Source organism: Collinsella sp. BIOML-A6, assembly GCF_009875845.1.
In the GTDB taxonomy this organism is placed as follows: domain Bacteria; phylum Actinomycetota; class Coriobacteriia; order Coriobacteriales; family Coriobacteriaceae; genus Collinsella; species Collinsella aerofaciens_H.
In genome coordinates, this window is the sequence record NZ_WWSL01000016.1 from 20,961 (window position 1) to 41,769 (window position 20,809).

Genomic DNA, 20,809 nt, shown 5'->3' on the forward strand with positions numbered 1-20,809 from the left:
GGGACCCGCAAATAGTTCGCGTCAACCGATAGCCGCGCCACCACGTTCGGCCAAAGCCAGAATCGGCATCATTTGGCGCGGGGTCTTTGCTGCAAGATCAGCATGTTCGAGCAGCTTTCGATCGTTTGTCACCAAGTAATCTGCCCCAGCGCGTCTGCATGCCGCCAACACCAAGTTGTCCTCGTAATCGCGATGGAGCGCTAAGTATTTGTCGGCCAGCCAAAGGTCCGACGCATCTGCACCCACGGCCGTGGCGTTTTCGGTCATATTTCGAACAAACGCCAGCGCGGCCTCGCCTATCGCTCGTGCCGATGCTTCGTCGACCGAGCCTTTTTTAGCAATAACCCTGCGCTTGAGCTCGTGCTGGACAACATACAGTACATCCTTGGCGATATGCACCGGAAAGAGCAACATTGCACCAGATTCCGCAGCCCGTCCGATAAAAGCACGCGCGGCAAGCGACTCGGCATGGTCGACGCAAAACGAATCAACCCATACGTTGGCATCCACCATTATTTTGAGGAAAGCCCCGCTCACAGGATCATCCCCTTTTGGCGATAGTGCTCATCCATGGCTTCGGAATAGATTGTGTCCCAATCGCGATCGTCGGATACGGGCGACGTAGCGATGCCCAGGTCCGCGCAAAGCTGATCCGCCGCCGCCCACGATGCGACAAACGGCGAGATGGCACCAGCGCTGGGCTGTTGGTCGTCAACGGCCAACAGCACCTCTTCGCACGAACCACCGCCCTGCGCAACCTTTGCCACGACCTTTTTGATAAGCTCGGGAAGCGAGGTACCCGAAAGCCGCAACGCTTCCTCCGCACGGTCCTTGACCTGGCGATCAACACGAACATTCACCTGCGCCATACTGCTAACAGCACTCATCTCAACCCCACCTTCGACTTCTGCTAACCAGGCTAGCACAACTGTATATTGCTGCTAGCACACGGTCAAACGCAAAAAGCCTGCATTCTGGCGGCTGCAACACCGCCCAAATGCAGGCCAAAGCTTAAGTAAAAGCGCTAACGCAGATATGCCTTCGCGTTGCCCAAGCTATACGCAATCGTCGAGCCGTTGTGCAGCAGCGACGACGTCTGCGGGGCGATCTTGCCGGTAATACCCAATGCCAGCAGCACCGAGTTGGTGAGCATGACCTTGGCATACGAACTCGTCAGACGATCAATGAGGCCCTGGCTCATGCGGCGCAGGCGCACGATCGCGGCAAGGTCCGTATCGGTCAGGATGATATCGGCGACCTCCTTTGCGATGTCGCTTCCGCCACCCATGGCCAGCCCCACATCGGCCAAACCGAGCGCCGGCGAATCGTTGACGCCGTCGCCCACCATGGCAACGTGGCGCCCCTCGCTCTTAATGCGCTCTACATACGCGTACTTGTCCTCGGGCAGGAGCTCGGCCTTAAACTCATCGACGCCCGCCTCGCGAGCAATGCGCTCGGCCGTGCGCTCCGAATCGCCCGTGAGCATGACCACGTGCTTAACGCCCAACGCATGCAGGTCGGCGATGGCCTCACGGACCCCGGGCTTAAGCGGATCCTCGATGCCGAGCACGCCCACAACGATGCCGTCGACCGCCAGATACAGCGGCGACAGGCCCTGAATCTGGGACTCGATTTGCTCCTTGATGTCGGACTCGAGCTGCGCGCCCTCGTCCTCAAATACAAAGTGCGCGGAACCGATGATGGCGCGACGCCCTTCAATGGACGAAGCGATGCCGTGCGCCACAATATACTCGACCGCAGCGTGACGCTCGCGGTGCTCGAGCCCGCGCTCGCGGGCGGCGTTGACCACAGCGCGCGCCACCGGATGCGGGAAATGCTCCTCCAGACAGGCAGAAAGGCGCAGAACCTCGTCCTCGCTCCAGCCATCGGTGGTGAGCACGCAGGCAAGACGCGGCTGCGCCTCGGTAAGCGTGCCGGTCTTATCAAACACAATGGTGTCGGCCTTGGCAAACGACTCAAAGTACTTCGCGCCCTTGACCATGACGCCCATCTTGGCAGCATCGCTCATGGCAGTCATGACGGCGACGGAACCCGTGAGCTTGAGTGCGCACGAGTAGTCGACCATCAGCGCCGCTGAGGTCTTGATGAGGCTGCGGGTGGTAAGAGCGACAAGACCTGCAAGCAAGAAATTCCACGGGACGATCTTGTTGGCGAGGTCCTCCATGTGCGACTGGCCCTCGGACTTGAGCGAGTCGGCCGTCTGCACGAGCGAGACGATTGAGCGCAGTTTGGTTTGCGCCGTATTGGCGCGCACGCGCACCAAGATGCCGCCGTCTTCCACGACGGTACCGGCGAACACGTCATCGCCCACGCTGCGCTCGACGGCCAGCGGCTCGCCGGTCAGGGTCGCCTGGTTGACCATAGCGCTCCCCTGCTCGACAACACCGTCGATGCAAATGGACATGCCAGTGCGCACGGCGACCAGATCGCCGGGCTCAAGCTCGGTCGCGGCAACGCTTATCTCGGTGTCACCGACCACTTTTTGCGCCTTATCGGGCACGTCGAGCAGCGAGTTTATGAGCTCGTTTTCGCTCATGGCGCGGGTGTAGTCCTCGAGCAGCTCGCCCACGTTGAGCAGGAACATCGTCTGGCCCGCGGTGTCGAAATCGCGTTTGACGAACGAAATGCCGATAGCCGAAGCGTCGAGCACGGGAACGGTCAGGCGCGGCTGCGCGAGCTCACGGAGGGCGGCGCGCAAAAAGGTCATGTAACCGGCCACGATAAACACCGCACGTAGGGGCGTGGGCAAAAACCAGCGGCGCGCGTAGTGGGCGCCGATAAGTGTGGCAAGATCCACGACGAGCTTGTGCCTGCGCGGCTCGAGTTGCATCACGTAACCCGACTTGGCATCGGCGATAGCTTGAGCATCGAGTGCACCCAGGGCATCGAGCACGGCCGTGCGACGCTGCTCGTCATATTCGAGCGCCATCTGGCCAATACGGCCGTAGACACACACCTTGTGCACGCCGTCGATGTCGCCGCTGAGCTTAAGAAGTGCATCGAGATCGCTCTCTGGCACAGGACCCGCCAATTGAAGACGGGTCCTGCCGGGGATCTCGCTAATAATCGAGAATCTCATAGTTTGTGCCTGGAGTGCTACTCGGCTGCCTTGTCCGCAGCGGCCTCGCTCTGGGTGATGTAGGCAGCCTCGGCAACCATATCATCGACCTCGGCCTTGGCCTGCTCGACCATGTCCTGGTAGCCGTTCTTGACGCGCATGCCGCACGCAATGCCCTGCACGCAGGCGTTCTTTACCGGAGCGCTGGTGAGCAGCTTGATGCCGGCCGTACCAAGCAGAAAACCGCCACCGACAAGCAGGGTGTTAAACGTCGACTTCTTCATGTTGCTTCTCCCTTTTGCCGCACAAGCGCGGCATGGTGCCTTAGCACCCGAGTTCATTAGTTTGCTCGAGCACGCTTTTGAGACTAGTTTAGTATAACTATTGGGGTCAACAACGGCTAACTTTTGGAAAATATACGATCTAGACCGCCCGGTACTCGGCGGTTCACCCACCACGACGCAAATCCGCACCCCAAGGGGAATCCGCCCTCGTCCTTGCAAATCTAAGATGAATGGTTTTCCGCGAAGTGAACGAGCAAAATCGGACCCCCGAAGCATCCGCATTTTTCGCCAGCAAAACCGCAGGAAAAACTCGACAAAATCGCAGGAAACAAAGTCCCAAAAGTGTCGATGCTTTAGGGGTCCAAATAAGGTCGTCCACTTCTGGGGAAACCATTCACCTTCGATTTCCACAGCCTCGAATACATGACAAGGGGACGACCTCTTTACCTCTTTCCTACAGCTGCCAGGCAGCCGCTTCCTTTTGCAGCGCAACCATGCGGGCGAATTCTCCACCTGCCGCCTTGAGCTTCGCCGGAGTGCCCTGCTCGGCAACCACACCATCCTTGAGCACAACGATTTTGTCGGCATTTTCCACCGTACGCATACGGTGGGCAATAACGATAACCGTCTTACCTGCAAGCAGACGGGAGAGCGCCTGCTGAACCACGGTCTCGTTCTCCACATCCAAGCTCGCCGTCGCCTCGTCCAACAGCACGATAGGCGCGTCTTTGAGCAGCGCACGGGCGATGGAAATGCGCTGGCGCTCTCCGCCGGACAGCTTGGAGCCGTTCTCGCCGATCATGGTGTCATAGCCCTGCGGCATACGGCTCACAAACTCGTCGCAGTTGGCGGCACGCGCGGCAGCAAGCACTTCCTCATCGGTGGCATCGCGACGACCAAGACGGATGTTTCCCATCACCGTGTCGTCAAAGAGCAGCACGTCTTGGAACACAATGGCGTAGTCGCGCAGCAGCACCTCGGGATCCACGCTCGCAACATCCACGCCACCCACGGTGACTGTGCCTTCGGTGGCATCCCAAAAGCGTGCGGCCAGGCGGCTCACCGTAGACTTTCCGGAACCCGAAGGACCGACCAGCGCCGTAACTTCGCCTTCCTTGGCGGTAAAGCTCACATCGGTAAGAACTTTCTCGCCGGCGCGGCCGTCCTCGCCCGCACCATAGCCAAATGCCACATGATCGAACACCACATCGTGGCCCACGGGCTCAAATTTCTCGCTGCCCCGCGCCACAGGCTCTTCCATGATGGAACGCATGCGCTTGGCAGACGACTCGGCGACAAACAGCTCCGACACGAGCATAAGGGCCTGGTCAAAGGGCGCATAGATACGGCTCACCGTAAGCAGGAAGGCAAACATCACCAAAAAGTCGACCTGCCCGGAGGCGACCATCGTGGCGCCCGTGACCAGCGTGGTGGCAATGCCCAGACGCAGAATGGAGAAGGCGGAGTTGACCAGAAGCCCGTTGACGAGCTCGCCCTTGGTGGTCTCGCGCTCCTCGGCATCGATCACGGCGTTGAGCCCCTCAAGATAATGGGCCTCCTGGTTGGTGGCGCGGATTTCGCGCACGCAGTCGAGCGTCTCCTGGATCGCCTCGGTGACCTTGACCTTCTCGGCGCGCACGCGGTCGAACACCGGGGTCATGGGGCCGCGCGTCAGATACAGCACGGCAAAGGCCACGGGAATGCTCCAAAACGCCGCGACCGCCAGCTGCCAGCAAAAGAACAGCGACGACACGAACACGATGGCACTTGCGATGATGGCGCCCCAGAGTTCTCCCAGCACATGGCTGTAGGCGTGCTCCATAGTCTGAACGTCACCCATGATGGTCTCGGTTAAATCGGCCAGGTCACGACGACCAAAAAACGACAGCGGCAGTTTGCGCAAGCGCTCGGCGATCTCCATACGCTGCTTGCCGCACTCCTCGTAAAAGATGCAGTAGGTGTAGTAATACTGTTGCCAGTTAGAGGCAAAGAGCAACACGAAAAAGACCAGGAGGCCGCCCACGATCGGCAAGGCATCCGGCAGGTCAGCCCCGCTGGCGAGATGCTCGACAAAGCCGGCCATAACCAGGAATAAAAAGCCCATGCCGGCCATGGTAATAAGATTGGTGAGCGCGGTCCAGAAGATACCGCGTTTTACGCCGGCGATGCCTTTATCGGATAGGAAATACTTCTTTTGGAATGAGGCGAACATTTAGGCCTCGCCTCCCTTCGCGACGGCGGCATCCGCGGTCGTAGCAGTAATCTTCCAACTCGCGGCCTGCTCGTACTCGGCCCACATCTTGGCATACAGGCCATTTTGGGACAGCAGCTCGGCATGAGTACCCGACTCCTGCACGCTGCCCTGGTTGAGCACCACGATTTGGTCTGCGCCCACCACGGTCGAAAGCCGATGTGCAATCATAATGACCGTGCGACCCGCCGCCAGCTTGCTAAAGGCGCGCTGGATGAGCGCCTCGTTCTCGGGGTCGGCAAACGCCGTGGCCTCATCGAGCACCACGATAGGCGCGTCTTTAAGGATCGCGCGGGCGAGTGCCACGCGCTGGACCTCGCCGCCCGAAAGATATGCTCCGCCGGCGCCGAGCATGGTGTTGATGCCCTGTGGGAGCTTGGCCACAATGTCGTCGCACTGAGCTGCGGAGAGGGCCGCACGTACTTCGTCATCAGTGGCCGTGGGCTTGGAGGCGCGCACGTTATCGGCAAGTGTTTGCCGGAACAGCTGGTTGGTCTGGAACACGAAGGCGACCTGGTCCATAAGCTCGTGTGGATCCATATCGCGAACGTCCACACCGCCCACGAGCACTCGACCCGAGGAAACATCCCAAAAACGCGGGATCAGGCTTGCGCAGGTTGACTTACCGCCGCCCGAAGGACCCACCAGGGCGAGGGTGCTCCCCGCGGAAACGCTAAAACTCACATGGTTGACGGCAGGCGCTTCGGCGCCCTCATAGGTAAAGCTCACATCCTCAAATCGCACGTCGTTGCCGACAGGGTGCTTGGGTTGGGCGGGCACGGAGAGCTGCTGGGAATCCATGACGCTTCGGATGCGAGCCAGCGAATCGGCACTCATCTGAGAGGCCTCGCCCGCAAACATGAGCTTGGTCATGGCCGTCGGTACCACGGCCGAAAATATCGCGTAAAACGTGAAGTTTGCCATAAAATGCGCGAAGTCCGTCTCGCCCGGTGCCAACAGCAACGCCACGGGCAGCAGGAATGCCACAAGACCATTGAGCGCCGTAAGGTTGAGTACCTGCGGGCCTCGGCAGAACGTGCCCGAATAGTTTTGTGCCATATCGGCGTATTCGGCAATCGCATCGTGGAAGGCCTTAAAGGAGTAGACCGTCTGCTGAAACACCTTGACCACGGGAATACCGCGTACGTATTCGGTGCCGGTCTTGTTCATCTTGACCAGCGCTCCCATGTAGGCCTTCATAAACTCGGCGCCCTTGCCGCCCATCATGGTGGCCATGGCGCCAAACGAAACGACGACCGAGATAAGGCATGCAGCCCCCAGACGCCAATCGAGTGCGAAAAGCAGCACGAGCAGACCTGCGACCATGGCGGTGGCGCCGGCGATATCGGGCAAGATGTGCGCGAGCAGGGTTTCGGTGGAGGCGGCACATCCGTCTACAATACGGCGCAGCTCACCGGTGGCGTGCGTGTCAAAGTAGCCAAGCGGCAGCTTAAGCAGGTGTTCGCTCGCAGTCTTGCGGATATTGGACGCGCAGCGAAACGCAGACAGGTGCGTGCACATGAGGCCTGCGAAATACACTACGATGCTTGCCAGGGCAAAACCCACGGCCCACCAGCCATACATCGCGATATCGGTGGCTTCGCTCCAGTTAGGTGCCACAGCGATCAGGTCTCGCGCGACAAACCAGATGCACACGTACGGGCCAAAGCCCAGCAGCTGCGAGAGCGCCGAGAGCGCCATGCCCAAATACGTTAGGAATTTACGGTCGCCGGCATATGCAAGTAGCTCGCCGATACCGCCGCCTTCCCTTTTTGATCCCTTTGCCATGAGATTCCTTTCTAACGGCTTGAGAGTTAACCGTAATCAACTTATCATTGATATGTTAGCCAAGGCACACAATCGAGCCAGGCGTGGATGTTTCTGCAAAGGAAGGGGACGCTTTCGAAAATGCATCGGGCCGCGACCAACATAACCGAGCTATACGCACCACAGTTTGAGCAGTTTGGCCTGGAGCTTTCTGGCAAGGGCGCCGTCTTTACCGGCGAGGTGGCAAATGATCGGGCGCACGGACGCGCATGGATCATGCCCCTCTCCCCCACCTGCATCGTCATAGAGCATTTCATTACCCCGACGCACGATATGTACCTGACCGAATACACACCTGAGCCGTACGCCTGCGTGAGCGAGGTCAGCGCGCCCACACTTACATGCATGCCCGAGGCTGGCATAACGCCTGCGAACCTTACACTCTTGCATGGACCTTGGCCAAACAATGCCGTTTGCAGCTTTATCCAAGATAACTGTGGCGAGGAATTAAGCCCACTGTTTGCAGGGCAACTCTACCACTCGCGCTCGATGCTCTTTTTGCCTGGATATTTTGACGAACTGGAGCACCGCTATCCCACCGAGTTCGCGGGAATCTTTGAGGCGTTTGCCGAGCCGTGGCACGAGGAAGCGGCGTCTGCCATCTGCCACACGCTGCGCCGGATTAACGAGGAACGCGCCCGCACCGTAGGCGGACACGTCTATATGCAAGGTATCGTGGAGACCATGGTCGCCGAGCTCGCCTGTTCGCATGCGGCCCATAGACAGGCGCAACGGGCGACAGGCACGCACGCCAGCGTAACTATAGCCAAGGAAGCGTCTGCCCTTGTAGAGCGCTCGCTCGACAAGGGCAGACATGTGAGCATCCAGGAGGTGGCCGAGAGACTCTTCACGTGCCGATCCAAACTGTGCGCCACCTTTAAGGCCCAAACCGGCGAGTCCCTGGGTGCCTACATACGAAGGCGCCGCATGGAGCGGGCGCAGGAGCTTTTGGCAGATAGTTCGCTTACGATAGCGCAAGTGGCAGAGCGGCTCGACTACCCTCAGCAGGCCGCCTTCGCCCAAGCCTTCAAACAATACACCGGCACCACCCCCACCGCTTGGCGTTCCCAACATATATAAAGAATGAGGGCGCCAACGGCGCCCTCATTCACCAAATTTAATTCAGCTCGCCTGACCCGAACGGCCGAGTCGTTGCAGAACCCGGGAGCCCCGGCAGGGCGGGTGCTTGCTCAAAATGAGTTCCGCACGCAAAGAAGGCCACTTAATGTGGCCTTCGTCTTGCGCAGGACTGTTTGAAATTTTGAGGAAGCACCCGCCCTGCCGGGGCTCCCGGGTTCCCGCTTACGAGAGCGACGTTCTCAGCAACTCGTTGAAGAGCTTCGGGTTGCCCTTGCCGCGGCTCGCCTTCATGCACTGGCCCACCAAAAAGCCGATGACCTTCTGGTTTCCATCGCGGTACTGCTGCGCCTGCTCGGCACAGTTTGCCAGCACCTCGTCCACGATCGGCTGCAGCGCGCCGGCATCACTCACCTGACGCATACCACGCTCGTCGACGATCTTATTGGGATCGTCACCGGTCTGGGCCATGGCCTCAAAGACCTCGTGCGCCTGGTTGGAGCTGATGGCATCGGTCGCCAGCAGCTTGGCGAGTGCCGCCACCTGAGCCGGCGCGATACCGGACTCGGCGAGCGACGCGCCTGCGCTTTTAAGATAGGCGATCATCTCGTTGACCAGCAGGTTTGCGACCGTCTGGGCCTCCTTGCCGGCCATACCGGCAGCGGCGGCCTCAAAGAAGTCGGCAAACTCGGGGTCGCCGGCAATCTGCTCGGCGTCGGCCGTCTTGATACCGAAGTCAGCCTCAAAACGGACGCGCTTGGCATCGGGCAGCTCGGGAATCTCGCCACGGCAGCGGTCGATGAACTCATCGTCCAGATCGAACGGCGCCAGATCGGGATCGGGGAACAGGCGATAGTCGTCGGCCGTCTCCTTGACGCGCATGACCACGGTGCGCTTGCGGCTGGGCTCCCAGTGGCGGGTCTCCTGGTAGATGATTCCGCCCTCCTCGAGCACCTCGGCCTGGCGGCAAATCTCGTAGGCAAGGCCGTCATGCAGGCTCTTAAACGAGTTGAGGTTCTTGAGCTCGGTCTTGGTGCCCAACTTGGTCTCGCCGCGGCGGCGCAGCGACACATTGCCGTCGCAGCGCATGGAGCCCTTCTCCATGGAGCAGTCCGAAATGCCCAGCGTCACAAAGATGCGACGGAGCTTCTCCATAAACAGGCGAGCCTCCTCGGGCGTACGCAAGTCGGGCTCGGTGACGAGCTCAATGAGCGGCGTGCCGCAGCGGTTGTAGTCGACGAGCGACTCGGCCGCGGCGGTAATGCGGCCCTCGGCGCCGCCCACGTGCACCATCTTGGCGGCGTCCTCCTCCATGTGGATACGCAGGATGCGGATGGGCACCGTGTAGGAACCGTCCTCGCGACGCTCGGGCATCTGCAGGTTGGACGCGTCATAGCTGGCCAGATGGCCGGCACGCTGATTGCCCTCGCGCATGGTCGACGTCATGGACGTGGACAGGCCCTCGGCGTTGGCCGAGGCGCTCGCCAGGCTCTGGGCCTCGGTCTCGCCAAACGCGCAGTCGGGGCGCTCGGCGGCACCGCGACCGGTCACGTCCAGGTCCAGGTGACCGTACATGGCAAAGGCGACCGGACCCTGCGTGGTTTGGAAGTTCTTGGCCATGTCGGGGTAGAAGTAGTGCTTGCGGTAGAACATCGAGTGGCGCTGGATCTCGCAGTTGGTGGCGAGGCCGGCCTTGACGATGCTCTCGATGGCGCGCTTGTTGGGCACCGGCAGGGCGCCGGGCAGGCCCAGGCACACCGGGCACACGTTGGCGTTGGGCTCGTCATCGTGGCTGAGCCTGCAGTTGCAGAACATCTTGGTATCGAGTGCGGTGAGCTCGGTATGGATCTCCAGGCCGATCACGGCCTCCCAATCCTGCAGGACCTCGGAAAGCTCCTTCATTACAGCTCGCCTCCCTTCCCGGCAAAATCGGGCGCGACGGAAAGCGCGGGCGCACCCGTGGCGGCATCGGCAAAGCCGCGCTCCAGGGCGCGGGCAAACGTGAGCAGCTGACGGTCCTTAAAGGCCGGACCCACCAGCTGGGCAGAAACGGGCAACTGAGTATCCTCGCCCAGGCCCAGCGGCACCGAGATACCACCGTTGCCGCAAATGTTGAGCGAGATGGTGTACAGGTCGGAGAGGTACATCTGCGTGGGGTCGCTGATCTCGCCAAACGTAAAGGCCGTGCGCGGCGAGGTGGGCAAAAGGATAGTGTCCACCTTGGCATACGCGGCGTCGTAGTCCTGCGTGATGAGCGTGCGGGCCTTTTGCGCGGCGTAGTAGTACCTGTCGTACACGCCCGAGCTCAGCAGGTAAGCGCCGAGCATCTGACGGCGCTTGGCCTCGGCGCCAAAGCCGTGGGCGCGCGACAGCGAGCTCTGGTCGGACAGGTTGGCGCAGCCCTCCTCCTGGTAGCCGTAACGGATGCCGTCGAAGCGAGCCAGGTTGGAGAACGCCTCGGCCGGGCCGATGACGTAGTAGGCGGCGATGGCGGCATCCAGGTGCGGCAGGTCCACCTCGACCAGCTCGGCACCCTGGTTCTGCAGCGCCTGGGCGGCGCGCTGAACAGCGGCCTTGACCTCGGGCGTCAGGCCCTCGGCCTCCATAAACGCGGGGATGATGCCCACGCGCTTGCCCTCGATGCTGTCGTTGAGGTGCTCGGTAAAGTCGACGGCGCAATCCTGGCTGGTGCAGTCGTACGGATCGTGGCCCGCGCCGGTAAGCGCGTTCATGGCCAGCGCGACGTCCTCGACCGTGCGGCCAAAGGGACCCACCTGGTCGAGCGACGAGCCAAAGGCAACCACGCCGTAACGGCTCACGGCGCCATACGTGGGCTTAAAGCCCACCACACCGCACAGCGACGCCGGCTGGCGAATGGAGCCGCCAGTGTCCGAGCCCAGCGAGAGCGCGACCTCGCCCGCGGCGACGGCGGCAGCGGAGCCGCCCGAGGAGCCGCCGGGCACGCGCTCGGTATCCCAGGGGTTGTTGGTGCGGTGGAACGCCGAGCTCTCGGTGGAGCTGCCAAAGGCAAACTCGTCCATATTTGCCTTGCCCATGGGCAGGCAGCCGGCATCGAGCATGCGTTGGACGCAGGTGGCGGTGTAGACGCTCTGGTAGCCCTCGAGCATGCGGGAAGCACAGGTGGTGCGCGTGCCCACAAGGTTCATGTTGTCCTTGATGGCCAGCGGCACGCCCGCAAGCGGGGGCAGCGGCTTGCCTGCGGCACGGTCGGCATCCACGCGCGCGGCAGCCTCGAGCGCAAGCTCGGGCGCCACCTGCAGGAATGCCTGGACCCCGCCCTCGCGCGCCTCGATGGCAGCAAGGGAGGCCTGGGCCACCTCGGTAGCGGTAAAGTCGCCGGCGGCAACGCCCGCGGCGATCTGAGTGGCGGTAAGGGAATCGAAGCTCTGCGCCATTACTCGCTCTCCCCCTCTCCCAAAATGGACGGCACGCGGAAGTAGCGGTCGCGCACGCTGCCGGCGTTTTTAAGCGCGACGTCGAGCGGCAGATCGCGCTCGGGCTCGCGCAGGTCATCGCCCATCACGTTGGACAGGCTTCCGATGGGATGGAACGTGGGCTCCACGTCGGGTAAGTCATATTGCAGGACGGGCTCGAGCATCTGGACGGCGTCGTTCAGGTAGGACGTCATCTGGGTGAGCTCGTCATCGGTCAGTGCGATCTTTGCGTACTCGGCGATGCCGCGCACGTCTTTCTCGCTGAGTGCCATAGGCGCTCCCTTCCGCATAACAGTTAAACCGCTCTAGTATACAGGGCAACGCCGGCTTGGAGCAGGCACTTTACCCAAATGCAGCGAAAACGTAACGAGGGTGGCAACTGGCAGGGCGTGGTCCGGCGGTTATACAGCGAAACCGCACCGTCCATAGCGAAAACCGTCCCGTCCACAACGCAAACCGCGCCGTCCACAACGAAGACCATCACAACATTCGATGTTTTTCGCCAAAATCGAGATTTTCATCGAACGTTGTGACGGTTTTACTGCCGTGCGGAACAATCAAATGCCGGTGCCCAAACAACAGCAACGCCGCGGGAACCGCCGTCACAACCACGCCCGCCCCTACGAGCGTCTGCTGCACGCCAAACGTCGCCGCCAGCCACGGGGCAATCGCCAGCGGGGCCACGCCGGCGAACATGTTGCCAAAGCCCATGACCGAGTTCACGCGACCGAGCTGCTCGAGCGGAGCCGTCGTTTGCACGATGGTGTTATGAAGCGGGTTGACGACGCCCCAGGCCACGCCCAGTACAATCTGGCCGACAAGGGCCACGCCCACGTACGGAGTCCCCACGTAAATCAGGCTTCCCAGGCCCACGGACAGAAGCGCCACGAGCAGCGTCTTAAGGTTGACCAGGTGCGGCGGCAAACGGAGCGCGACCACGGCGCCCAGCACCGCGCCCACGCCGCAGGCAGACGAGAGCCAGCCCATCCACTCGACACCGACATGCAGAACATCACGGTAGAAGAATGACTCCAGTGGATCGAAGGCGCCATAGCCAAAGTTCGAAAGGAAAATAATGCAGAACAGCAGGGCGAGGACGCTGTTGGTAAAGACCGTCTTGATGCTGGTCGCGAAGGTTGCGCGGGTGGATTTACTGGAATCGGAGCTTTGACTGGCAGTACTTGCCGTTGTGCTGCTATCCGCGGGAGCACTTTCGCGCGCGACGGCGCGACCTGCTTGCGGCCTAAAGTCCCAACCGGCGGCGAGCGCCAGTACGGTAAAGAGCATCATGAGCAAAAATACCGCGCGCGACGACGCAGCCGCCGCGACAAAGCCGCCCAGCGTGGGGCCAACGACGATACTCACGTTTGAGAACATGGCGATGGCGGAGTTGATGTCTTTGAGCTCGACAGGATCGTCGGTGAGATACGCCGGATAGGACGTGGCGATGGGCTGGGCAAACCCCATCACAAAGCCCAGGAGCACCGCGCCGGCAAGGACTGTTCCGGTCGCGCTTCCAAAGGCGAGGATTGCCGCGCCGGTTGCCAACGTGCCGACGATACTCGCCCGGAAATGCCGGCACGGACCCCAAGCGTCGAGCACCGCGCCGCCCGCAAAGGACCCCAGGATCACGAAGACGTTCATAAACAGGACGGCCAGCGATGTCGCGACGACCGAGGCATCGTCCGCATAGGTGAGCGTTCCGATGACGCCGATAAAGTAGCTGGTCTGAAAACCGGTGTAGATGAGAAAGCGCATCGCCACCAGGCGCTTGGCCTGCACGGACAGCGATGATTGAGGCTTTGAAAAAAGAGATGCGAGCATGGAGATTCCTTGTTTCATACGAATACGGGCGGTGGGCATTCGCCACCATCTGTCAAATCAATCTATCCGCATGAAACATTAAGGACGCATCAGGACCCTTCTCTCCGTTTTTCGCTCAGTATGAACTACTTGGTAGATTGTAAGGCATGTCACAAGAATCTACCAAAGCAAAAACCACCACAAAGGCGCCTGGCCCCTCTGTGGTGGAATTGACGTTTGCCCAGATAAAACCTGCCAAAATAAACCTGTCCCTTTTTGGCAGGTTAGCCCCGGCTAGGCCAGGTCGGCGCCGTTGGACTCGATGACCTTCTTGTACCAGAAGAAGCTGTCCTTGCGGCTGCGGGCGAGCGTACCGTTGCCGTCGTTGTCCTTGTCGACGTAGATAAAGCCGTAACGCTTCTTCATCTCGCCAGTCGAGGCGCTCACCAAATCGATGCAGCCCCACATGGTGTAGCCCATCAGGTCCACGCCGTCCTCGATGGCAATCTCCATCTGCTTGATATGCTCGCGCAGGTAATCGATACGGTAGCCGTCGTGAATCGAACCGTCCGCCTCGACCTCGTCCACCGCGCCCAGGCCGTTCTCGACAATCATCAGCGGCACCTGGTAGCGGTCGTAGACCTCCTCCAGGTAGTAGAGCAGGCCCACGGGGTCGATCGCCCAACCCCAATCGCTCTTCTTGAGATACTCGTTGCCGGCACCACCAAAGATGTTGCCCTGCTCCAGCAGCACCGGGTCGGCCGTGGCCGTGGCGCTCATATAGTAGCTAAAGCTGTAGAAGTCAACCTTGCCGGCGGCCAGCGTGGCGGCGTCCTCGGGCGAGACCTCCACGTGCACGCCCTCGCGGCGCCACACGCTGGGCGCCCACGAGGGATACGCGCCGCGCACCTGAACATCGCCACAGTAGAAGTTCATCTCGCGCTGCTGCTTTTGCGCTGCCAGGACGTCGGCCGGGTTGCACGTGTGCGGATAGCAGGCATTGCCGGCAATCATGCAGCCGATCTTGTTTTGGGGGTCGATCTGATGGCCCATGGTGACGCACCTGGCGCTCGCCAGGAACTGGTTGTGCAGGGCATCGAAGCGTGCCTGCGGATCATCCCAATCGCAGTTGCCAAAGGTCATGGGCGTGTCAGTTGCCTCGGGCACCATGCCGCCGCCCATCACGCCGCCAAAACCGCCCATGAGCAGGCAATTGATCTCGTTGAAGGTGAGCCAGTAGCGCACCAGGCCCTTGTATTCGGTCATGACGGTGCGGGCGTAGTTGAGATAGAAATCGATGAGCTTGGGGTTCTTCCAGCCGCCGTAGTTTTTGGACAGGCCATAGGGCAGCTCGTAGTGGCTGAGGGTGACCATGGGCTCGATGCCCTGCTCCTGACAGGCCTGGAACACGCGGTGGTAGAACTCGATGCCGGCCTGGTTGGGCTCGGCCTCGTCGCCGTTGGGGAAGATACGGCTCCAGTTGATGGACATGCGGTAGCACTTAAAGCCCATCTCGCCAAAAAGCTTGATATCGTCGAGGTAGTGATGGTACATGTCCACGGCCTCGTGGCTGGGATAGTGGTACTGGGGCAGAATGCCGTCGGTAATGTGGCGCGGCTCGGAGACCGTGCCGCCGGTCATGATGTCGGGAACACTGAGGCCCTTGCCGTCCTCGTTGTATCCGCCTTCGCACTGATTGGCGGCAGTGGCGCCGCCCCACAAAAATCCATCGGGAAAAGCCATATTGGCTCCTTTCGTACGTGTTGGGAGGGTTCCACGGACGCTGGGGCGGCGTCCGCGGGGTAATTTGCGCCCCGCTCGGGGTCCGCACAAGGACCGCCGCCACGAAACCGGCCCATCTACTACGTTTTGCCGCGAACCCCCGACCACGCCGCAATTGGCAAAAATAAAACCGCAGGTAGATGGCTTGACGGTTCTCGGAAAACCACCGTGTGGTTGGCCCTTGCCACATAAACGTAGTAGATGGGCCGGTTTCGTGGCGAGGCATGTACTGAATGCCCCGCGCGAGGCCCGTTCGATCAAAACCATGTCGGTTTACTACGATGGATCGATAGCTCTCGAGCACACCGGAAATTGCAAAACTAAAACCGCAGGTAGGAGGCTTGACCATTTCCGAAAAATCACAGTGCGGTCGGCCCCTGTAGATTCATCGTAGTAAACCGGCATAGTCTTGATTTGGGCAGTTGCCCAAACGAGCGCATGCGCAGACCGTCTCGCCCATTTGGAAAAAGCCGGCGGGGCGCTCCCCCCCGCCGGCTTGGTACCGAGTCTTTGTCGTTTGGGCTACTTGGCAGCCTCGGGCTTGTAGGTGACAAACTCGATTGCGAAGCCCACGACGGCACCCACGAGCGAAGCAACGATAGCCCAGATCATGTGGTTGATGCCGTTAACACCGGAGGGGTCGATGAAGGACAGCCAGTTGAAGACGCCCAGACCACCGGACATGTACACCACGGCGCCGGAGATACCGATGATGAGGCCGCCCACGGCAGAACCGATGCTGGCGTTGATGAAGGCCTTCTTATCGGGCAGGGCGACACCGTAGATAGCGGGCTCAGTGACACCAAAGAAGAAGGCGGAGATCATGGCCGGCAGCGCGATGCCGCGGAACTTTTCGTCCTTGTTCTTGAGATACATGGCAAAGAGCACGGCGCCCAGCGAGAAGGAGTGGGCGATAACGGAGCCCAGGATGTAGTCGTGGCCCAGAGTGGACAGGTTGACCAGCGCGATAGGCACGAGCGACCAGTGGAAGCCAAAGATGACCAGGCACATCCAGAAGGCACCGACGAGGGTGCAGCCCAGGAGGGAGCCGATCATGGGCAGGCCAAACAGCAGTGCGAAGAACTCACCGAGCAGGTTGGTGATGAGCGTGGCGATGGGGCCAATGACCAGGTAGCCAAGGGTGACGGTGACGGTGACAACGATCAGCGGGGTGAAGAACATCTTCATAGAAGCGGGCATCCACTTCTTAACCCAGTGCTCGAGGGTAGAACCGAACCAGATCATGAGAAGGATGGGGATAACGGAGCTGGTGTAACCCGAGGCAGGCATGATGAGCGGCAGGCCCAGGAACGTGGTGTACCAAGAGAAGGTGCCGGCAAAGCCGAGCTGCACGGAACCGACAACCTCGCCCGAGGTCAGGGCAACCATGGTGGGATAGACCAGGGCAAAGGCGATGGCCATGCCGTTGAACTCGCTCATCTTGAACTTCTTGGCCGCAGTAAAGCCAAGCACCACGGGCAGGAAGTAGAACATGCCGTCAGCGACGGTGTAGAGCAGCGTATAGGCGCCGTCGTTGGCAAAGCTCGGGACCAGGAAGGTAGCGAGCGCCAGCAGGCCCTTCATGATACCGGCAGCGGCGAAGGTGCCGAGCATGGGGGCGAAGATGCCCGAGATGAGGTCGATGATCACATCGGTAACGCCCTTGGGAGCGGCATCGTCGTCATCGGCGTCGACGGCGCCGCCGTCGCTAAAACCGCCGGCCTTGAGAACGGCGTCGTAGACGTCCTCGACGATGTTGCCCACAACAACCTGGTACTGGCCGTTGGCGTGCATGACCTTGATGACGTTGGGCAGCTCGGAGATTGCCTCGTCATTGGCCTTCGACTCGTCCTTGAGCTTAAAACGAACACGGGTAATGCAGTGTGCGACGCATTTGACGTTGGACTTACCGCCAACCAGCTCTACGATCTGGGCAGCAAGATCGTCGTATTTACCTGCCATGATCTGTCCTCTCTTTTCCAAATTTCGACAAAAATATCCCCTACCGCGAGCCGGTACCTTGCCCGCAGTTAGAAACCAAAAAGAATTGTTGCGATTGCCGCCAGACTGGCGGCTTTACTCACTCGGTCTGCGAAGCCGATCGCAGACGGTTGATATGCATCATCAGATACAGAAGCTCCTCGTCCGAGCAGCTCTGCCTGAACTCTTTCTCGAACACGCGGTTGATGGCGTATGCGCACTGGTAGGCCTCGGGAAAATCGCGGGCGGCCTGCATAAACAGCGAGGAGTTCTCGGTCTGCGTGCACTTGCCCTTGCAGAGGCGACGAACCAAAAAACGCAGGTGCGCAAGAAAGCGAATATAGCTATACGACGCCGTGTCGAGCGAGCAGCCAAGCTGCTTTTCCACGGAATGAGTCACCTCGTCGAGCACGCGGGTGCTCTTCATGATGAAGTCCATGTCCTTGGCGCGGCCCATGCCGTCGACCTCGGCGTTAACGATGTGGAGCGCGACGCTCGTGGCCTCGTTCTGACCCAGCTTGACGCCGGTGTGCTTTTGCACGATAGCGAGCGCGGCCTGGCCGATCTCGAGTTCGCGCGGGTAGATGAAGGCCACCTCGTGCTCGAGCGGGTTGGGAGCGCTGAGCTGGTCGTCGTCGCGCTGAACGACAAACTGCAGGTGATCCGCCAGAATAAAGGGCAGGCCACCGGAAAGCTTACAGCCAAGCTGCTGCGACGCGAAGCAGGCAATGTCGCTCGCGGCGAGCAGGACGTCGTCGGGAAGGGTCCCACCATATCCTGCAGGCTTTCGGGAACGTTATAGAATTTGCGCTGGATGAGGGACTCATCGGCAAGTTTGTACGGCATCTCGTGAAAACCGATGCCCTTGCCAAAGACAACAACCTCTCGACCGTCATCGCTGGCGGCAAGAGCAACGTTATTGTTGATCTTCTTTAAAATGAGCATGAAAAAACTCCTCGGACATCGGCGCTAGACGACGGGGCGATATTCCTCGTCTTCTATTATGCGCAAGTGATGCCTCCCGAGGAGTAACAAACTTGTGAGCATGTGGGCGATTGTAGGCTGAAACTTGCATGCGGCGTAAGCCCCATTGGCGCGAAAGTCCGCCGAACGGTAAGAAATCGCCTGTAAACGGCAAAACCACCGCAAAGGTGCCTGGCCCCTTTGTGGTGGTTTTGGTTGATGCCTCAAAGTTACTCGCGCGGGGTGCCGTAGGGGTTGTACAGATCTGCGAGAGCGAATGTGCTGGTGGCGGGATTAAAGTCGAGTTCGAGCACACAGCAGTTGCCGATGCGGTTCTTCATCTTGAGCGGTTCCACGCCCACACCGCGCATGACCTGAGCCGCTGCGGCGCCATGGCTCACGCACAACACGCTCTCATGTCCGGGGCGCTGCATGAGCTCGATGATGGTCGCCATGATGCGCTCGCGAAACTCGTCTTCGCCCTCGCCGTCATACTGCTTGTAAAAATCGCCGTACGGCAGGCGCGGATTCAAATCCTCGCTCGCACCCTCAAACTTGCCAAAGTTCCACTCCTTAAGGCCCTTGACGCGCTCGTAAGGCTGATCAGGAAACGCAAGCTCAAGCGTGTCGCACGCACGCTCGGACGTGGAACTGTACGCATGGTCGAACGCAAGGCCACGCTCTCGCAGGGTCGCGCCGACAGTTTTAGCCTGCTCGATTCCCAGCTCGGTGAGCGGCGAGTCACACCAGCCCTGCTTGCGACGAAGCAAGTTAAAGAGCGTTTGGCCGTGACGCATAAAGTACAGTTTTGGCGGTACAGTTTTGGCATAAGACCTCCGTAATCGCAATCGTTTGTCAGCGATTATTACACCTAGAGGTAGGTTTAGGTCAAAGCCTCTTTGGCCAAAACCACCACAAAGGTGCCTGGCCCCTTTGTGGCGGAAATGACGTTTGCCCAGATAAAACCTGCCAAAATAAACCTGTCCCTTTTTGGCAGGTTTTAGGCCAGATGATCTTGGATGAGGTCGCAGATGGCTCGGGCGTCGTTGATGTTTATGGCTCGGGTCGCAAAGCCGGCATCGAATGCCTGGCGTGCCAGGGCTTCGTTGCAGGCAAGGGCTAGCGTGCGGCCGTCGACCAGGTCGAGTGAGCTCTTGCCGCGCAGACGGTCGACACCGGAGCGCGCGACGACGATGTTGTCGAACCCCTCGGTCTTGTAGCCCTCGATGATCACCACGTCGACATCGTTGTAGCGCGACAGCAGCTCGCGCGCTGGCATCTCGTCCTCCTCGCGCGTGTCGGCGTACTCCGCCCAGCGCGTGGCGCAGATGAGGCCCACGTGTTTGGATCCGGCCTGGTGATGGCGCCAGGTGTCCTTAGCGGGCACATCGATATCGAAGCCGTGATGCCCATGATGCTTGAGCGAACCCACGCGCAGGCCGCGGCGGGTGAGCTCGGCGATAACCTTCTCGACGAGCGTGGTCTTGCCCGAGTTTTGGTAGCCGATAAACGCGATCGCGGGGACGGCCGGGACGGGAGCTACGGGTGCGACCGGAGCAGGCGCGCTTGAGGGCGCGCTGCCGTCGACGCCCGCAGCCTCAACAGCAGCGGCCTGACGCTCTGCGCGATCCCACACGCCCGAGCGGCCGCCCTCCTTGTGCAGCAGACGCACGTCGACGATCTCCATGCCACGGTCGACGGCCTTGCACATGTCATAGATGGTCAGACACGCGGCACTCGCGCCGGTCAGGGCCTCCATCTCGATACCCGTCTTGCCCGTCACGCCGGCCGTAACCAGTACGTGAAAGCCAACCTGTCCGTCTGCGCGCGCCGGCACCCAGCCCTCGGGCACGCCCTCGGTAGGCATTCCTGCCGGAGCAATGGGCTCGATATCGCACTTGCTCTTGGTGATGAGCAGCGGATGGCACATGGGGATGATGTCGCTCGTGCGTTTGATGGCCATGATGCCCGCGACGCGCGCGCAGGCGAGTACGTCGCCCTTTTTGGCGCGGTCCTGCAGCACCATGGCCTGCGTCTCGGGGTGCATGAGGATGGTGCCCTCGGCGATGGCAATGCGATGGGTCTCGGCCTTGTCGGACACGTCGACCATACGCACCTCGCCCTTGGCGTCCACGTGCGTCAGCTCGTCGCGACGGGCATCGCGGGCGGGCTCGGAGACAGCGCTGAGAGTCGGCTGCGCGGACGCGTCGGCGTTGCCAGCATTCGCCGCAGCCGTGACTTTGTGGGCAGATATCGCGGCCCTGCGAGCGGCCTTGGTGGCATCGGCGTACCTGCTCTTGGCCATATG

The 20,809-nt window shown here is 60.6% G+C and carries 17 protein-coding genes and 1 pseudogene; 2 read left to right on the forward strand and 16 right to left on the reverse strand.

The annotated features are described in order from the left end of the window. Positions 1-21: 21 nt before the first annotated feature. From GT495_RS06610 to GT495_RS06635, 6 genes are all read right to left on the reverse strand, one after another. Entirely contained in the window at positions 22-513 is a 492-nt protein-coding gene (locus GT495_RS06610; protein WP_161162064.1) for a PIN domain-containing protein, read from the reverse strand. A gap of 20 nt (positions 514-533) precedes the next feature. Continuing rightward, complete coding sequence (locus GT495_RS06615) at positions 534-887, reverse strand: hypothetical protein (RefSeq protein WP_161162065.1); 354 nt, start codon at positions 885-887, stop codon at positions 534-536. 137 nt (positions 888-1,024) lie between these two features. Then, positions 1,025-3,040 (reverse strand): heavy metal translocating P-type ATPase, encoded by a 2,016-nt coding sequence (locus tag GT495_RS06620; protein ID WP_370457610.1) that lies wholly within the window; start codon positions 3,038-3,040, stop codon positions 1,025-1,027. A gap of 77 nt (positions 3,041-3,117) precedes the next feature. After that, entirely contained in the window at positions 3,118-3,363 is a 246-nt protein-coding gene (locus tag GT495_RS06625; RefSeq protein WP_156598591.1) for a DUF6110 family protein, read from the reverse strand. A 454-nt stretch (positions 3,364-3,817) separates the two neighbouring features. Beyond that, positions 3,818-5,575: an ABC transporter ATP-binding protein gene (locus tag GT495_RS06630; protein ID WP_161162067.1), complete on the reverse strand. Its 1,758-nt coding sequence runs from the start codon at positions 5,573-5,575 to the stop codon at positions 3,818-3,820. Continuing rightward, on the reverse strand, positions 5,576-7,402 hold the full coding sequence (locus tag GT495_RS06635; RefSeq protein ID WP_192924164.1) for an ABC transporter ATP-binding protein: 1,827 nt from the start codon (positions 7,400-7,402) through the stop codon (positions 5,576-5,578). A 120-nt stretch (positions 7,403-7,522) separates the two neighbouring features. On the opposite strand from GT495_RS06635, the gene GT495_RS06640 reads away from it, so the two are divergent. Further along, positions 7,523-8,521, forward strand: a complete 999-nt coding sequence (locus GT495_RS06640) for an AraC family transcriptional regulator (protein WP_161162068.1) — start codon at positions 7,523-7,525, stop codon at positions 8,519-8,521. Positions 8,522-8,743: 222 nt separating this feature from the next. On the opposite strand, the gene gatB is transcribed toward GT495_RS06640, so the two are convergent. From gatB to GT495_RS10870, 7 genes are all read right to left on the reverse strand, one after another. Continuing rightward, complete coding sequence (gatB, locus tag GT495_RS06645; protein ID WP_161162069.1) at positions 8,744-10,420, reverse strand: Asp-tRNA(Asn)/Glu-tRNA(Gln) amidotransferase subunit GatB; 1,677 nt, start codon at positions 10,418-10,420, stop codon at positions 8,744-8,746. Continuing rightward, positions 10,420-11,934, reverse strand: coding sequence for an Asp-tRNA(Asn)/Glu-tRNA(Gln) amidotransferase subunit GatA (gene gatA, locus GT495_RS06650; RefSeq protein WP_161162070.1), 1,515 nt, complete (start codon positions 11,932-11,934; stop codon positions 10,420-10,422). The genes gatB and gatA overlap by 1 nt, the downstream gene beginning before the upstream one ends. After that, complete coding sequence (gene gatC, locus GT495_RS06655) at positions 11,934-12,245, reverse strand: Asp-tRNA(Asn)/Glu-tRNA(Gln) amidotransferase subunit GatC (protein WP_161162071.1); 312 nt, start codon at positions 12,243-12,245, stop codon at positions 11,934-11,936. The genes gatA and gatC overlap by 1 nt, the downstream gene beginning before the upstream one ends. A 208-nt stretch (positions 12,246-12,453) precedes the next feature. Next, positions 12,454-13,797 carry an MFS transporter gene (locus GT495_RS06660; protein WP_161162072.1) on the reverse strand — a complete coding sequence of 448 codons (1,344 nt, stop codon included), beginning with the start codon at positions 13,795-13,797 and terminating at the stop codon, positions 12,454-12,456. Between the two features lie 273 nt (positions 13,798-14,070). Beyond that, positions 14,071-15,519 (reverse strand): glycoside hydrolase family 1 protein, encoded by a 1,449-nt coding sequence (locus tag GT495_RS06665; protein ID WP_161162073.1) that lies wholly within the window; start codon positions 15,517-15,519, stop codon positions 14,071-14,073. A 561-nt stretch (positions 15,520-16,080) separates the two neighbouring features. Continuing rightward, positions 16,081-17,520 carry a PTS transporter subunit EIIC gene (locus GT495_RS06670; RefSeq protein ID WP_152078418.1) on the reverse strand — a complete coding sequence of 480 codons (1,440 nt, stop codon included), beginning with the start codon at positions 17,518-17,520 and terminating at the stop codon, positions 16,081-16,083. Positions 17,521-17,638: 118 nt separating this feature from the next. Next, a complete protein-coding gene (locus GT495_RS10870; protein WP_370457613.1) occupies positions 17,639-18,220 on the reverse strand; it encodes a PRD domain-containing protein in 582 nt (193 codons plus the stop codon). Here GT495_RS10870 and GT495_RS10875 point away from each other — a divergent pair. Then, positions 18,137-18,340: a hypothetical protein gene (locus GT495_RS10875; RefSeq protein ID WP_240128131.1), complete on the forward strand. Its 204-nt coding sequence runs from the start codon at positions 18,137-18,139 to the stop codon at positions 18,338-18,340. The two genes, GT495_RS10870 and GT495_RS10875, sit on opposite strands and share 84 nt — an antisense overlap. A gap of 56 nt (positions 18,341-18,396) precedes the next feature. Here GT495_RS10875 and GT495_RS11115 read toward each other — a convergent pair. The 3 genes and pseudogenes from GT495_RS11115 to mobB form a co-directional block, all read right to left on the reverse strand. Then, positions 18,397-18,483 (reverse strand): annotated as a pseudogene (locus tag GT495_RS11115) (CAT RNA binding domain-containing protein); the annotation flags it as partial. 248 nt (positions 18,484-18,731) lie between these two features. Continuing rightward, positions 18,732-19,298: a histidine phosphatase family protein gene (locus GT495_RS06685; protein WP_161162076.1), complete on the reverse strand. Its 567-nt coding sequence runs from the start codon at positions 19,296-19,298 to the stop codon at positions 18,732-18,734. 203 nt (positions 19,299-19,501) lie between these two features. Next, complete coding sequence (mobB, locus tag GT495_RS11045) at positions 19,502-20,806, reverse strand: molybdopterin-guanine dinucleotide biosynthesis protein B (RefSeq protein ID WP_161162077.1); 1,305 nt, start codon at positions 20,804-20,806, stop codon at positions 19,502-19,504. Positions 20,807-20,809: the final 3 nt, after the last annotated feature.

Coding starts and splice junctions, on each gene's coding strand:
- GT495_RS06610 (WP_161162064.1), bottom strand. CDS start 513: ATGGTGGATGCCAACGTATGGGTTGATTCGTTTTGCGTCGACCATGCC.
- GT495_RS06615 (WP_161162065.1), bottom strand. CDS start 887: ATGAGTGCTGTTAGCAGTATGGCGCAGGTGAATGTTCGTGTTGATCGC.
- GT495_RS06625 (WP_156598591.1), bottom strand. CDS start 3,363: ATGAAGAAGTCGACGTTTAACACCCTGCTTGTCGGTGGCGGTTTTCTG.
- GT495_RS06630 (WP_161162067.1), bottom strand. CDS start 5,575: ATGTTCGCCTCATTCCAAAAGAAGTATTTCCTATCCGATAAAGGCATC.
- GT495_RS06635 (WP_192924164.1), bottom strand. CDS start 7,402: ATGGCAAAGGGATCAAAAAGGGAAGGCGGCGGTATCGGCGAGCTACTT.
- GT495_RS06640 (WP_161162068.1), top strand. CDS start 7,523: ATGCATCGGGCCGCGACCAACATAACCGAGCTATACGCACCACAGTTT.
- gatB (WP_161162069.1), bottom strand. CDS start 10,420: ATGAAGGAGCTTTCCGAGGTCCTGCAGGATTGGGAGGCCGTGATCGGC.
- gatA (WP_161162070.1), bottom strand. CDS start 11,934: ATGGCGCAGAGCTTCGATTCCCTTACCGCCACTCAGATCGCCGCGGGC.
- gatC (WP_161162071.1), bottom strand. CDS start 12,245: ATGGCACTCAGCGAGAAAGACGTGCGCGGCATCGCCGAGTACGCAAAG.
- GT495_RS06660 (WP_161162072.1), bottom strand. CDS start 13,797: ATGCTCGCATCTCTTTTTTCAAAGCCTCAATCATCGCTGTCCGTGCAG.
- GT495_RS06665 (WP_161162073.1), bottom strand. CDS start 15,519: ATGGCTTTTCCCGATGGATTTTTGTGGGGCGGCGCCACTGCCGCCAAT.
- GT495_RS06670 (WP_152078418.1), bottom strand. CDS start 17,520: ATGGCAGGTAAATACGACGATCTTGCTGCCCAGATCGTAGAGCTGGTT.
- GT495_RS06685 (WP_161162076.1), bottom strand. CDS start 19,298: ATGCGTCACGGCCAAACGCTCTTTAACTTGCTTCGTCGCAAGCAGGGC.
- mobB (WP_161162077.1), bottom strand. CDS start 20,806: ATGGCCAAGAGCAGGTACGCCGATGCCACCAAGGCCGCTCGCAGGGCC.